This is a genomic window from Verrucomicrobium sp. 3C (assembly GCF_000379365.1).
Taxonomy (GTDB): Bacteria; Verrucomicrobiota; Verrucomicrobiia; order Methylacidiphilales; family Methylacidiphilaceae; genus Methylacidimicrobium.
Genome location: NZ_KB901875.1, coordinates 1,379,755 through 1,392,482 on the forward strand (window position 1 = coordinate 1,379,755; position 12,728 = coordinate 1,392,482).

The following is a 12,728-nucleotide window of genomic DNA, read 5'->3' on the forward strand; positions in this document are numbered from 1 at the left end:
TCGAAAAATATGGGTCGATTTTAAATCGGCGTTGACAGGATGGAGGCGGTGATCTTGACGCTTGCCAAGGAGATGGCGGTTTCCCAGGTGGCCGAGATGTTGAAGGAGCAGGACACCCGGCTCCGGCGCCTCTTGGAGCACTATGGGGAAAAGGTCTACCGGAAGGAGGATTGGAGCGGGGGATCAGGCGGATCTTGGTGGACGAGACCGGCAGCAAGCGGGGTCACCGCTACGGGACCGCCGTTACCGACGCGGACAGCCGGAGGCTCCTCTTCCTGGCGGAGGGCAAAGGGAAGGGTTCCGAGCAGACCGAGCGGATCTGCATGGACATGAGCCTCTCCTACATCTCTGGAGCCAAGGAGCAGTTCCCCAGGGCACAGATCGTCTTTGACCGTTCCCACTTCATGCAGATGGCGGGGGAGGTGGTCGACCAGATACGCAAGGAGTGCGTGCGCCAGGGGCTGCTGCCGAAGGGAAGTCTCTGGGCATTGCGAGGCAACGAATGGACGAGAAGCGGGGAGCAGAAGATCAAAGACCATTGGGACGGCGTCCTTGCTGTCCTCCAGAGCCGAGTGATCAATGGTCTCATCGAGGCGATCAACGGCCTCATCCAGCTCACCAATAAGATGGCGAGTGGTTTGCGAAGCTTCCGGTACTTGCGGATCGCCGCTTTCCTCAAAGCCGGAAAGCTGACGTTGGATGTTCCCGCCTTGGCCACGTGAGACAGCGAAGAGGCCGGGAATGGTTCGTCATCCACCATACCGATTGCGGCATGGAGACCTTTTCCGACGAAATAATGCGGGGATTGCTGGCAAAGAGCCTCGATCACGCCGTTCTGGAAAGCGACGGGTGGCACGATCGGGGATCCGGCTCGGGCACGTCGGAAGCCCAGTATATCGACTGGTTGACGATTCAACACCAAGAGGAAACCATCGCGGAGGATATCCAGCGTCTCCGTCGGCATCCGCTGGTCCCCCCTTGGATTCCCATCCTCGGATTCCTCTACGAGGTCCACTCCGATGCCTTGCACCCGGTACCGGTGGCGGATTCGGTCGGCATGGCTAAATAGCCACTACCGGCGCGGGTCTTGACAGCCAGCCACCGGATCGCGTGAAGCGCTCCCTCCCTCTACCCTTGATGGGACAACGCCTTATCCTTCTGCTTGGTCGCGCATGTGTTGATCTTCAAGAGGGTCCAGGCCGGACAGTAGCCGGTAAGACCGGTGACGAGCGGAAGCAAGCCCACGAGTCCCCACCACTTGGCCGCGCCGGGGAGCGTCAGGGGCAATAGGATGAGGAGTAAGAAACCTGCGCTGACGCGAAGAATGCGCTCTGTCTTTCCTTCATTGATTGGCATATTGAGTCCTTTTATTAAATTTACGCCAGAAAGCGGCTCCGGGCAACCGCCCCGCCCTATCTCCAGAGGCGGTCGATTCAGAAAATGGAAAATAAAGCACGTTAAATCGTTTGCAGTGGTCGTAGCGGTCTGAACTTGCCAGCGTCAATCTTGGCGCTGCTGCGCCAGAGGTAATCGCTGGTCAGATTGACGTGCTCCCAGCCCAGCGGCGAAAACATGTGGTAGTAGCCGCTCGTCGATCTTCTTGCCTGTGTCGCGCAGCATCTGGACTGCCCCTTCCAGGTAGCCCGTGTCTGACTTCCACCAAAACAAGCTACACAGCCTCCCTTGGTGACCTGACAGAGGAAGGTGGCATAGCACTTTTGGCTGGATAAGGGCTGGTGGATGGCTGCGGCACAGCCGCTTTGTGCAAGCCCCTATTCCTGCAACCTATCCCTGTAAGGCTGGAGGAGGCGCTGCACGCGGCGGGCGCTCACCGCGAAGGCGGAGGGCGGAAACGTCAAGGCGGCGGGGTAGCGACGGATTTCCAGAAATGAAGCCACTTCTCGGCCTTTCTGGGTGCGCACTTCGACGCGCCAGAGATCTTTCCATTGTGTGCCAAGGAGCCACCAGCGGTAGCGGCCCTCCTTCCGCCAACCGATGAGGGACGGCGGACCGAGAAAGGAGGCGAGCCGCTCGTAATCGAGCGGGACGAAGGGATGAAGATGCGAGTTGACATTCCCAGCCACGCCCTCCCGGTCCCACTTTCTTTCTTTTTCCAGGAGTTCTTGGCGGACGGCGGAAATGGCGACGGACTCCGATGCGAGCGGCGTCAGAGGAACTATCATCGAGGGAAGATCCGCCAACCGGTCCAAGGCAAAAGAGGACAGCACTCCCACCTCGATCATGTGGGTGAAATGATCCTCTCCCGCTTTCTCCTCCGCGAACCAGACTCCGCTCAGCATGGTCCTCACTGCGGTCTGTTGCATCTCTCCTGTGACCTCTATAATCGCCGCGTCCTCTCCGAGAATCCTCAACAGCGACTCCTTTTCGTCCGGAGTTAGGTTCGTCAGCGGAATCGAGCGCGGCGGCTCCCACAAGCGCTGGCCCAGCAGCACCCGCTCGAGCGTAAGGAGCACCCGTCCGATGCGAGGTGAAAGCCTTTCAGGCGGGAAGGATGGACGGTCTTTTTTGCCGGCCGGCGCAGCCGCACGCAGCAATCTTCTCGTGGAGTGCATAGGATGATTGCGGAAAGCAAGGGAGTCCATATTCCCACGCGAAGAAGCGCTTTACCGGCTCGCTTTCCGGCGGAGACACGAGCCCACGCGCCGGGAGGCATAACGCCATCAACACGAAGGAACTGGGGCTTTATTTGCGATAAGCCAAAACAGCGAGCGTCGCATTTTGCGACGCCGTTTCGAAGAAACTGCAAATGGATTTTATTAAGGAGCAGATCCTCGGGAGAGGTAAGTGGATGTGCCTTGCCGCTGTAAGCGTATTGCCTAGGCAGTGCGTGACTTCCGGCGCAAACCTCCCGAGAGGAATCGACCGTCCTCCTTTCGGGAACTTGACCCGGGAAGGCAGAAGGCGCAGTTGGCGTGAGCGTGGGGCAAGAATTGTGGGCGCAAGTGAAATCGGTGGCACGGGTGGAGTGAGCACCGAACCGGTTACACGCTGCCAGGCTGATGTATGCTCCAAATGGACACAGCGACCAGCAACCGAAGCTCGGCGGGACTTCCGTGCGCATGTCAAAGTTTTAGCGTACGATTTTTGTGCTTTTTGAGACGACACCTTCGGGGTAATTTTCCGCATGGCTTCGATTCTTGAATCAATCCTGGATGCCAATCAGCGATATGCGCAAGACTTTGGGGAAAAGCGTAATCTGGCGATGCCGCCGTCACGTCGTTTCGCCATCCTGACGTGCATGGACGCGCGGCTCGACCCCGCAAAGTTTGCAGGCTTGGACGAGGGGGACGCACATGTGGTTCGCAATGCGGGAGGAAGGGCAAGCGAAGACGCGATCCGCTCGCTTGTGATCTCCTACAAGCTTCTGGGAACCCGGGAATGGTTCGTCATCCACCATACCGATTGCGGGATGGAGACCTTTTCCGACGAAATCATGCGTGGATTGTTGGCAAAGAGCCTCGATCACGCCGTTCTGGAAAGTAACGGGTGGCACGATCGAGGATCCGGCTCGGGCACGTCGGAAGCCCAGTATATCGACTGGTTGACGATTCGACACCAAGAGGAAACCATCGCGGAGGATATCCAGCGTCTCCGTCGGCATCCGCTGGTCCCCCCTTGGATTCCCATCCTCGGATTCCTCTACGACGTCCGCTCCGGCGCCTTGCGCCCAGTCGGGGCGGCGATCTCGGTCGGGAGTGCTAAATAGCCGCTACCGGCGTGGGCCTTGACGGCCAGCCGTCGGATCGCGTGAAGCGTTCCCCTTCTCCGCGTCGGGCTCGGGTTGTCCCCCATGCCGCCTGGCGATCGGAATGCTTGGAGTTTCATAGGCGTCCACGATAGGCTGCTGCCGGAAGGAAAGCATTCATTTCCAAGCGGAAAAGATTAAACCAGCTAGCAAAAAGGAAAGGAAAGGATGAAAAAGCTAACTCTGCTCTTGGCTTCAATGGTGCTGTTCGGAATCGGATCGGCCTCGACCCCTCTCTATTCCCAGCAGCACCACGCTGACATCTCGATGCAACTCCATCACATGCATGCCATCATCAACCACGCGGTCGAGATGGCGGCCGAAGGCTCCAATCTCGTGATGCTGGGTGAAATGCAGATGGCCCCCGGAACCGACGATCTGGCAGTTGAGCATGGAAAAGGAGCGATTCGCGAAGCCAAGGCGCTGCTCAAAAGAATCATAGAAAGCAAGGCGATGGCCGAGCTCCATAAGCAAGGGCAGGGAGAGAGCCGCGAAATGGTCTACACCCATAAGCTTGCGGAGGCGGCCAATGCATACATCGATCTACTGGCCGAGATGTACTCGGTGAAGTGAGTGGACTGGAGGCTTCCATTCTTGCCGATCTGTCGTTCCATGTCACAAGTGCAAGGATTGATCCCTCGGACGGATAGTTGAGGTCGCTCGCAACTTGGGGTTCTTCGATTTTGCGGACAGAGGGGTTTAGGAGCATAGAAAGGAAACCCAAATGGAGGACGAGCCGAGCAGCAGGAAGTTCGCGCGGCGTTAGCCGAACGTCCTCTGCGCTGATACGTAAGGGATTGCAGCAGAACGTTACGATTTTGTCGTTCTGCCTACACGGCCCATTTGGGCGGGCAAGAAAAGGGCGGGAGGAGGCCCGTGCTTCCGCATTTTCCGGTCAAGGCGTAAGGCCGAAATGCCTCTCGGCTTCCGCCTCGCTCACGAGCTCCCGGTAATGCCGGAAGACCAAGGCGGGGCTGGTATGGCCGAGCTCCAAGCTTACCCGGGGCGCATCGCTGCATTGAGCGAGGCGATAGCTGGCGAATGAATGTCGCATCGCGTTGGGCTTCCACGTCACCCCCGGGAGACGGAGAGAACCTTTGCGAGCATCCGGCGGGCGTTCTTCGGACGCACCGGGCCGGTCTTCTGGCGGTACGGCACGAGCCAGAAGGAGGCGTTCGATTGGATCGGGACGCGTGGCGGGAGGCGGTCTTGGCAACGTCGGCCTCGATGCGGACTTCGCTCTCTCCGATGTGCCGCCAATCGAGCCGGTCGAGCTCCGCCGTCCGAAACCCGCAGAAGAGGCCGAGCGCGAGATAAGGGACCAGCGAGGGGGCGACTTTGCTGGCCGCATCGAGGGGCGTCTTGGCGTCGGCAACCGTGAAAAGCTTGGTCTCCGGCGGGCGGACGCGAGGTTTCTCCACGTCTGCTACGATGCCCTTGGCGCAATAGCCGCGCTTGCCGCACCAGTTCAGGAAGGTCCCCACCCGGCGCAGGATGGAAAGCCGGGTAAGAGAGGCGCTAGCGGAAGGGAATCGATCCAAGCCGATACCTTCGCGGCGGTCATCGCGGAGAGAAGTTGCTCCGGATGCACAGCGGCGTACCGCCGAAGATCGCTACGCAAGCTTTTGAGCGCCCTCGGCCGCATTCCGGCGCTGGCTTTCGCTTGGAGGAAGAGTTCCACGGCTTCCTCGACCGGCAAACTTGTGGCGTTTTGCTGTTGTCGATCTGCCCAAGCACGGGCCGCTTCGAGCACGGAAACGCCATAGGGAGCCAGCAGGTCGCGGGCGGCCGCAAACTCTTCCGCCTCGCCAGGGCGCAGCACGAGAGCACCGCTGCCGCCAGAAAAAAGCTGCTCGCGGAGGGCTCCGGCGTCGATCTCGGCCTTCAGCTTGCCCTGGAATCTCCGCCTGTACTCGCGCCCCTCGATCTGCCAGAATACCTCGTAACGGTAGACGTCGCCGTCCGGAGAGTGGCGGTTGACCGGGATCGGCTTCGCCAACGACCGCACGTGGGGCGGAATCGTCTTCTTCTTGCGCAAGCGGGTCAGGGGATTGCTAAAAACCGTACGCCATGCGCCATCTCGATCCGATTCTATCTGGTAGCGACGCAGTGACCGCACCTTTCGTAAAGCGTGGGTCAAGGGTTCGAATCCCTTAAGCGACTCCCGGATGTCTTAACCGCCATTTCTCCCAAGCTTTCTCCTGCGGCTTGCACAATGGGCTTGTCTGCTTCGTTGGGCTTGGTTTTCCATCCTTGCAGTATGTCGCGTCATACTGCTCCGGTGAAAAACCGACGCCTCGCCTCGCATCCAAGCCCATCTGCGTCGCCTCGGCTACGAAATTTGTGAGAAATGGCGGTTAAGGGTCAAGTTCGCGGGTGGGCCGCCGAATGCTCGGAAGGTTCTCTGCAGTCTTCCGTCGAGGTTGCAATTGTTTGGATTTTTCTTTTACGGTTAGATAGCGGGATTGGCTTAAGACGGGAAGTCACGCTGCGGTAGCGATCGTGTCTGATCGCACGTTGGAAGGGCGCTGTTTTTGTCCTCCGAACGTCCGGCGATGAGATCGTCGTGAAGCGAAAGGCAACGCTGGACGACGGCTCTTCGCCGGCCTGCCATGCTCGCAACGTTCTCCTGCAACTAGACGAGAGCTGGCAGACAGCGACGAGGAAAGAAGGCCCTTCTGGGCCGCTCAGCGCAAAAGAGAACCTGTGCGTCGAAATCCAGGAGTCGATTCGGGTAGAGGGCAGATGCTGCGGATCGGGGTAATTGCCAACACGAGGAAACCGGGCGCTCGGACCCTGGTCCGGGAGATGCAGCTCTTTTCCGAAAGACATGGCTTCCCTTTTCTTTGGGAAGAGCAGACCGCAAAGTTGCTCGGGACGGAGGGCAGGGACCTGGCCGGCTTGATTGGCGGAGTCGATCTCCTGATCGTTGCGGGAGGGGACGGCTCCTTGCTGCGCGTCGTGCATGCGGTCTATCCGAATCCAGTGCCGATCCTCGGCGTGAACATTGGCGGCCTGGGATTTCTTACGGCGGTGACTCGGGAAGAAATTCTCCAAGCACTGCCGGATCTGGCTTCGGGCCTCTTGCGCCTGAGTCAACGCCTGGCGCTGAAAGTGCGAGGGTCTCTTCGAGGTAAGAAACTACAAATTCCTTGCGTCTTCAACGACGTCGTTCTCTTTCGGGGAAGCTCCTCCCGGATGGCTCGGATCGATGTTCACGCGGGAGACCTCCTCGTAACGGAGTTTCAGGCCGACGGCGTGGTGGTCGCAACGCCTACGGGGTCAACGGCCTACGCTCTTTCGGCGGGCGGGCCCATCGTCGTGCCCGAGGCCCAAGTCTTTGCGCTCACACCCCTCTGCCCTCATAGTCTGACGAACCGCAGCCTCGTGTTTTCCGCGGACTCCCAGGTCCGGATGACGGTGCCGGAACGAGCCGCTCCTGTCCGATTGGAGTTCGATGGTCAGTCGAGCGGGGTTTTGCACTGCGGAGACTGGGTCGAGATCCGCACCGCCCCTCACCCGGTGACGTTGGCTTTTCTGGCGAGCCGAGACTTCTTTCAAATTCTGAGGCAGAAGCTTCGTTGGAGCGGGGCAAGCTTGCCGGCTTCGGAGAAGCGGATCGAAACGGAGGGAGGACGGGTGTGAAGCTGGACGAATGGATCAAGCCGGAAAGGGTCTCTTTGAATCTCCGCGCTCGAACCTGGATCGAGGCCATCCGGGAGGTTGCCGAGCTTTTGCGAGAGGCACCGGAGATCGACGACTTTTCCGCTTTTCTCGAAGAACTGCTTGCTGGCCAGGGTAGCGGACAGCTCTGGTTCGATAGTGAAGTTGGGTTTCCTCATGTGCGGAGTGTTCACGTAAGAAATCTCGTCCTTGCGACGGGGAGAAGTACGGAGGGAGTCGTGATCCAGGAGGGGCAGCCTCCGGTGAAGTTCGTTTTTGTCATCGGCGTGCCGAAGCTGTTTCAGACCGAATATCTGATCACCGTGGGAGCTCTGGCTCGCATCGTTCACGAGGCACCTTCCCGATCGAGGCTTCTTCGCGCGAAGGACACCGCCGACTTTGTCTCGGTGATTGCCGCCGAAGATCAGAAAGTGTAAACAAAGGCAGGCTCTTCGGACAGGTGGCTGAGCGGTTTAAGGCACTCGACTCGAAATCGAGCGTGGGGGAAACTCCACCGTGGGTTCAAATCCCACCCTGTCCGCATCTTCCGGTCTCTCTGCCTCCGTCATCCAGACCTGCCGGAAGGTCGCGACGCCGGCCGCAATGCTTCCAGAGCCGATCCCGCGGAGTTGCGCCTTCGGCTTGAAGGCGTTTTTCATGCGAGGCTCTGCTGGCTTCGTAAGCTCTTGAGAGAGTTCAAAATCGCCGATCCGGAAGGCGAAGGAGCGAGGGCTTAGGCAATGAAGGATGATCCGCTTTCCTGCGCGGATGACGTCGAAAGGAACGATCCGGGATTCCTTTTCAAAACGGAAGGGACGCATCTTCCGCGTCTGCTCCAAAACTTGCTGAAGCTCCTCCGCCGCTTCCGGCCTGGTCTGAACGTAAAGGCAGAGCACCGTGCGCGAGCGGCCCGTACCTTGGGATGGCCAGGAAGTCCATTCTACCACGATCCCCGGGGCAGGGAACCGCACGGCGACGGCTGCACGGGGAATGAAATCGCCCGAGACCAAGTAGACAGTTTCTCCCGTCCAAGATCGTATCATTGCTTGAAGAAGGACTGAGTCGTTTTGCTTGCTCAGGCTGCGAAGAGTTTCCTCGGAGAAGGCTGCCTCTTTCGCTCCGTTGAGGAGTTGGAGGCGCCAGCCGTTCGGGATGAGCTTGGCCAAGCGCTCCTGCTCGGGACGAACGCAGGAGGGAAAGACCTCCTTGGACTGGCCGTCGAGAAAGCCCGCCGCATATCTGAGGCCGAAGACGCTGGCGACGAGTCCTGTCCCCGCCGCGGCAAGAAGGAGCAGGATTTCGATTGGCCCGAAACGGGAGCGACGGGCCGCCTGGAATCGACCGCTTTCTTCGAGGGGAAGGGCAGTGGGCCCTTGGATCGACGATGGCTGCGGGAGCTTTCGGTCTTCCCTCGGCCAAAGAGGAAGCGGTGAGGGGGGCTTCGCCATTTCTTCGGCGTCCGGTTGCGAAGCATCCGCGGCGACGGATCGGGGCGGCTGAGCCTGCAGCGAGAAAAGGGGCTCTGAGAGTCTCCGGAAGATCCAGAGCAACGGGGCAGCAAGGACGAAGTAGAGGCAGAGGGTCCGGGAGATAAGGAAGCTGGCCAGGCCAAAAGTCAGAGCCAAGGAGGGTTGGACCACGAGCCAGAACAACCGCGGAGAATTTCGGAACGGCCAGGGCGGGATGCCCAAACTCCATGGGTTTTGGGGGAGCTCTTGGCGCTTCCGGCTTCTGGTCTGGGTCTGGTGGAGTGCGTAGGTGACTCCCGCCAAACCGGAAAACAAGAAGACAGGGAATGCCTCCCGCCACGATTGGCGGAGAGCCGTTCCGAAGGCCAGGGCAAGGAGCAGGATGAGGGAAAAGAGGGCCCGCCGGCTACTGGCGTATCGCTCGCCGAGTCCTCGGCAAGTCATCAGTTCAATCGGGAAGACCCAGGAAACCATGATCCAGAAAAGCCCTCGGCCGAGCCAGGCCATCATCGTATCGATCATCGGAATCTTTCCCGCTGCATTCCCTGTGCGCCTTCCGACGGACGGCGCAACTGGCCGAGGAGTCCTCAAGCCACGCGCCAGGGAATGGAGCCGATCGGACGCTGCTTACTCTATCCGTTGCGATTGCAATTTAGGCAAGGCGGAAAGCAAACCGAGACTGACCGCAAAGCAGACGAAGGAGGCAAGCATCGGTGTATGGAACGAATGGAGGCGCTGCGAAAGAAGACCAAATACAAGAGGGCCCGTCCCCGCGGCCAGCCGGCCGAACAGTCCCCACAAGCCGAAGTATTCGGCATGCTCGTTCTTGGGAGCCAGAATCCCCACCACGGCGCGGCTGACTGCCTGAAGGGAGCCGGCTCCCATTCCCAGGATTGCGCAAACTACATAAAAGGCGAGCTTGTCCTGCACGAAGTAAAAGCCGCCCATCGCCAAGAACCAGATCCAAACAATCAGCTGCAAGGTCTTCTTGGATCCGAGCCAGTCTTCGAGGAAGCCGAAGAGAATCGCTCCCAAGCCACCTCCGCTCTGAATGGCCAGAAGAAGGAATACTGGCTCCTCGCCGGCCAAGCCGATCTGCATTTGCCCGTAAAGTGCCCCCATGGCCAGGACCATCGACGCTCCGGTGGAGTAAAGAAAGAATGCGCTGAAGAAGAGGCGCAGTCGGGCCTCGCGGCATAGCTTGGGAAAGGTCCGGGACAGACGAACCAGGGACGCTTCCATGGCGCCTTTGCCTGCCTGCTGGAGAGGGCAGGCACGTTCTTGTACGAAAAGGAGAGTGGGAAGACCGGCCGTGCCGTAAATGACGGCCGTCAAGAGAAAAATCAGCCGAATGGCGCCGGAGTTGGCTAGCGTGAATCCGGGACTCATCAGCGGATAGACGGCAGCAACGCTGAGGAACCCCCCCACATTACCGAGTGCCCGCGCAAGTCCCGAGAGCCTCCCGATCTCCTGCGACGAAGCGAGTTCGGGAAGAAAGCTAGCGGTGAGATTCTCGGCAAGCGCGTAACCGATCGATGCTGCCATGAACGCAGCCAAGCTCGCCCAAACATCCCCTTCGCCCATCGCAGCAAGGCTAGCGGTGGCCACGATGCAGACCGCATACGAGATCGAGAGCACCCGTTTCTTGCTTCCGGTAACGTCGACGAGAGCTCCGAGAAGCGGAGAAAGAACCCCGACCAGGGTTTGGCAGAAAAACAGGGACCAACCGAAGAGCCATGTCGCGTCTGTCCGGTGCGCACAAACGACGCGAAGGAAATAGGTGCCGAACACAAGGTCGACGATCAGCGTGTTGAAGGCGGTATTGGCGAAATCGAAGAACGCCCAGGCGATCTTTTCCGGTTTGGAGGGTGGCGTCGGGCGTGGCTGGGGAGAAAGGATCTTCTCGAAAAGGTGCATGGGAAGAGGCGATTCAAGCAAAGGAGCTACCCACCCGACAGCCGTTGGCAGCCGTTTCCCGATGGGAACGAAGCGCTCGTCGAGAAAATGGCCCGATGGTGAGGGCGGTCTTGCCTAGCCGCCATTTCTTCCAAGCTTTCTGCTGCGGCTTGCGAAATAGGCTCGTCTGCTTCGTTTGGCTTGGTTTTCCATCCTTGTAGTACGTCCTCATACAGCTCCGGGGGAAAACCGGCGCCCCGCCTCGCATCCAAGCCCATTGGCGGCGCCTCGGCTACGAAATTTGTGAGAAATGGCGGCTAGCAGTCCTCCGATGCCGCGGGGAAGGGGCGCTTCGATCTCTGGAATGCGGCGGGAAGACGGAGATTCCAGGATAAAGGGACGATCCGGAAAGGGCGGGTTCGCCATGGATGAATGTGCCTGGGCGCTTCCTTCGGAGAGGCGGCTTGCTTGGAGCTAACCGAGAACCGGAGACCCTGTCAAGGCATCGCGGGTTGACCGGAAGCGGCTGCTGGCCCACGGTCTGGCGGCAGCGCGAGCAGGAAGAAAAAGCCCAGCGCGAAGCAGATTAAGGGGATGGTCATGGGAATGCGAAAGGAGTGGGTTGCTTGGAAGAACTCCCCGAAGAGCAGAGGACCGATCGCGGCCGCGACTCTTCCGGTGACGAACCAGAGTCCGTAGTATTGAGCCCGTGCCTCGAGAGGAGAAAGGAGCCCCATAACAGCGCGGCTGACGGAGAAAAGGGAGCCGTTGCCAAATCCTACGAGGAAGGCCGTTGCCCAGAAGAGCGGTTTAGAGTGAACGCACACCAGAGCGATCGAGGAGATCGTCCATACGAGGACGACCAGTTGCAGGGCGCGGGCAGAGCCAAGCCAGTCTTTGATTTTGCCGAGAAAGAGAGCTCCGACGCACGCTCCTCCCTGGACAGCCAGCAAGACCAAGACCTGTTCGGCATCCGCCATCCCAATTGCCATCTGCGCGTAGATCGCAACGACGACCATCACGACCGTTGCGCCGGCCCCGCAGAGGAGCGAAGAGGCAAAAAAGGTTCTTAATGCTCCGGGGCGCACCACATCCGGCACCGAGTCTCCCAAGCGTCGAGTGGCTTGTCGAAGAGCCAGCCAAAGATTGCCGGTGAGGGCTTCGGTACGTTCACGCAAGAGAAAAAGAGCGGGAAGTCCCGCCAGAGCGTAGATAGCGATCGTCAGGGCCAAGGCGAGCTGGATGCGGCTTGCGTTGGATACCGTGAACCCCGAGGCAAGCAGCGGAGAAACCAACAGCAAGTTGACCAAGCTTCCCAGGTTGCCCAAAGAACGAGCCCAGCCGGAGAGGCGGCCGAGAGAATCGAAGCTGGTGATCTCCGGCAAGAAGCCGGCCATGAGATTGTCTGCAAACGAGAACGAAATATTCGTGACGGCAAAGGCGATCATGCTCGGCCAGACGTCTCCTTCACCCATGTGCGCCAGGCTGAGGGCCGAGAGGATGCAGACGGCATAGGCAGAGAAGAGCATTCGCTTTTTGCGGCCCAGGACATCGGCCATCGCGCCGATCATCGGGGAAGAGAAGGCGACAAACAATTGGGAGACGAAGAGAACCAAAGTCCACAGCCAGGTACCGTCGACTCGGTGGGCGCAGATGACACGAACGAAATAGAGGGCGAAAACCAGGTCGACGATGACGGTCGTGAAGGAGGAGCTGCCAATGTCAAAGCAGCTCCAGGCAAGGCGCTCCCAGTTCCCTGCCGGCGGTGAACTGACGGAGTTGCTCGGTGGAGAAGGTGAATCTCCTTCCAAGCGGTACGAGGTCTTGCCGGGGATCGGGCGTGGACGGCGGACTTTGAGCCAGCTCACCATGAGGCAAAGGATACCATACCATGCTGGAGATCGGGGACGTGCCCAGAAAAGCTCTGCCGTGCC

13 protein-coding genes and 1 tRNA gene are annotated in these 12,728 nt (G+C 59.5%); 8 read left to right on the forward strand and 6 right to left on the reverse strand.

The genetic code is table 11. The features are described 5' to 3' along the window. Window positions 1-170: 170 nt before the first annotated feature. A complete protein-coding gene (locus A37A_RS19140) occupies window positions 171-722 on the forward strand; it encodes an ISL3 family transposase (RefSeq protein WP_018290876.1) in 552 nt (183 codons plus the stop codon). Next, the gene (locus A37A_RS16355; protein WP_018290877.1) at window positions 719-1,069 is read left to right on the forward strand and encodes a hypothetical protein; all 351 of its coding nucleotides are present in this window, start codon (window positions 719-721) and stop codon (window positions 1,067-1,069) included. The genes A37A_RS19140 and A37A_RS16355 overlap by 4 nt, the downstream gene beginning before the upstream one ends. A 59-nt stretch (window positions 1,070-1,128) precedes the next feature. Here the strand turns inward: A37A_RS16355 and A37A_RS0107370 are convergent, their stop codons facing one another. After that, window positions 1,129-1,356: a DUF2892 domain-containing protein gene (locus A37A_RS0107370; protein ID WP_018290878.1), complete on the reverse strand. Its 228-nt coding sequence runs from the start codon at window positions 1,354-1,356 to the stop codon at window positions 1,129-1,131. A gap of 416 nt (window positions 1,357-1,772) precedes the next feature. After that, a complete protein-coding gene (locus tag A37A_RS0107375) occupies window positions 1,773-2,474 on the reverse strand; it encodes a hydrogenase expression/formation C-terminal domain-containing protein (protein WP_155996516.1) in 702 nt (233 codons plus the stop codon). 671 nt (window positions 2,475-3,145) lie between these two features. Between A37A_RS0107375 and A37A_RS0107380 the strand changes: the two genes are divergently transcribed. Both A37A_RS0107380 and A37A_RS0107385 read left to right on the forward strand, forming a co-directional pair. Continuing rightward, on the forward strand, window positions 3,146-3,727 hold the full coding sequence (locus A37A_RS0107380) for a carbonic anhydrase (protein ID WP_018290881.1): 582 nt from the start codon (window positions 3,146-3,148) through the stop codon (window positions 3,725-3,727). Between the two features lie 207 nt (window positions 3,728-3,934). After that, window positions 3,935-4,339, forward strand: a complete 405-nt coding sequence (locus A37A_RS0107385) for a hypothetical protein (RefSeq protein WP_020494152.1) — start codon at window positions 3,935-3,937, stop codon at window positions 4,337-4,339. 322 nt (window positions 4,340-4,661) lie between these two features. Here A37A_RS0107385 and A37A_RS21335 read toward each other — a convergent pair whose 3' ends face one another. Continuing rightward, a complete protein-coding gene (locus A37A_RS21335) occupies window positions 4,662-4,820 on the reverse strand; it encodes a hypothetical protein (protein ID WP_231363815.1) in 159 nt (52 codons plus the stop codon). A 414-nt stretch (window positions 4,821-5,234) separates the two neighbouring features. Then, complete coding sequence (locus A37A_RS21340) at window positions 5,235-5,906, reverse strand: hypothetical protein (RefSeq protein WP_231363816.1); 672 nt, start codon at window positions 5,904-5,906, stop codon at window positions 5,235-5,237. A 566-nt stretch (window positions 5,907-6,472) separates the two neighbouring features. On the opposite strand from A37A_RS21340, the gene A37A_RS0107400 reads away from it, so the two are divergent. The 4 genes from A37A_RS0107400 (at window position 6,473) to A37A_RS0107425 (ending at window position 8,862) form a co-directional block, all read left to right on the forward strand. After that, window positions 6,473-7,411, forward strand: a complete 939-nt coding sequence (locus A37A_RS0107400) for an NAD(+)/NADH kinase (protein WP_196799538.1) — start codon at window positions 6,473-6,475, stop codon at window positions 7,409-7,411. After that, entirely contained in the window at window positions 7,408-7,866 is a 459-nt protein-coding gene (locus A37A_RS0107405) for a PTS sugar transporter subunit IIA (protein WP_020494154.1), read from the forward strand. Before A37A_RS0107400 ends, A37A_RS0107405 begins: the two co-directional genes overlap by 4 nt. Window positions 7,867-7,883: 17 nt before the next feature. Then, window positions 7,884-7,970 (forward strand) — tRNA-Ser (locus A37A_RS0107410). 526 nt (window positions 7,971-8,496) lie between these two features. Then, window positions 8,497-8,862, forward strand: coding sequence for a hypothetical protein (locus A37A_RS0107425; protein WP_026195712.1), 366 nt, complete (start codon window positions 8,497-8,499; stop codon window positions 8,860-8,862). A 663-nt stretch (window positions 8,863-9,525) separates the two neighbouring features. On the opposite strand, the gene A37A_RS0107430 is transcribed toward A37A_RS0107425, so the two are convergent. Together A37A_RS0107430 and A37A_RS0107445 are read right to left on the reverse strand one after the other, a co-directional pair. Beyond that, on the reverse strand, window positions 9,526-10,815 hold the full coding sequence (locus A37A_RS0107430) for an MFS transporter (RefSeq protein ID WP_018290889.1): 1,290 nt from the start codon (window positions 10,813-10,815) through the stop codon (window positions 9,526-9,528). Between the two features lie 476 nt (window positions 10,816-11,291). Next, window positions 11,292-12,665 carry an MFS transporter gene (locus tag A37A_RS0107445; protein ID WP_018290892.1) on the reverse strand — a complete coding sequence of 458 codons (1,374 nt, stop codon included), beginning with the start codon at window positions 12,663-12,665 and terminating at the stop codon, window positions 11,292-11,294. Window positions 12,666-12,728: the final 63 nt, after the last annotated feature.

Excerpts from the sequence above, each read along its gene's own strand:
- A37A_RS0107370 (WP_018290878.1), bottom strand. The coding sequence starts at position 1,356 with ATGCCAATCAATGAAGGAAAGACAGAGCGCATTCTTCGCGTCAGCGCA.
- A37A_RS0107445 (WP_018290892.1), bottom strand. The coding sequence starts at position 12,665 with ATGGTGAGCTGGCTCAAAGTCCGCCGTCCACGCCCGATCCCCGGCAAG.
- A37A_RS0107385 (WP_020494152.1), top strand. The coding sequence starts at position 3,935 with ATGAAAAAGCTAACTCTGCTCTTGGCTTCAATGGTGCTGTTCGGAATC.
- A37A_RS0107380 (WP_018290881.1), top strand. The coding sequence starts at position 3,146 with ATGGCTTCGATTCTTGAATCAATCCTGGATGCCAATCAGCGATATGCG.
- A37A_RS0107430 (WP_018290889.1), bottom strand. The coding sequence starts at position 10,815 with ATGCACCTTTTCGAGAAGATCCTTTCTCCCCAGCCACGCCCGACGCCA.
- A37A_RS21335 (WP_231363815.1), bottom strand. The coding sequence starts at position 4,820 with ATGCGACATTCATTCGCCAGCTATCGCCTCGCTCAATGCAGCGATGCG.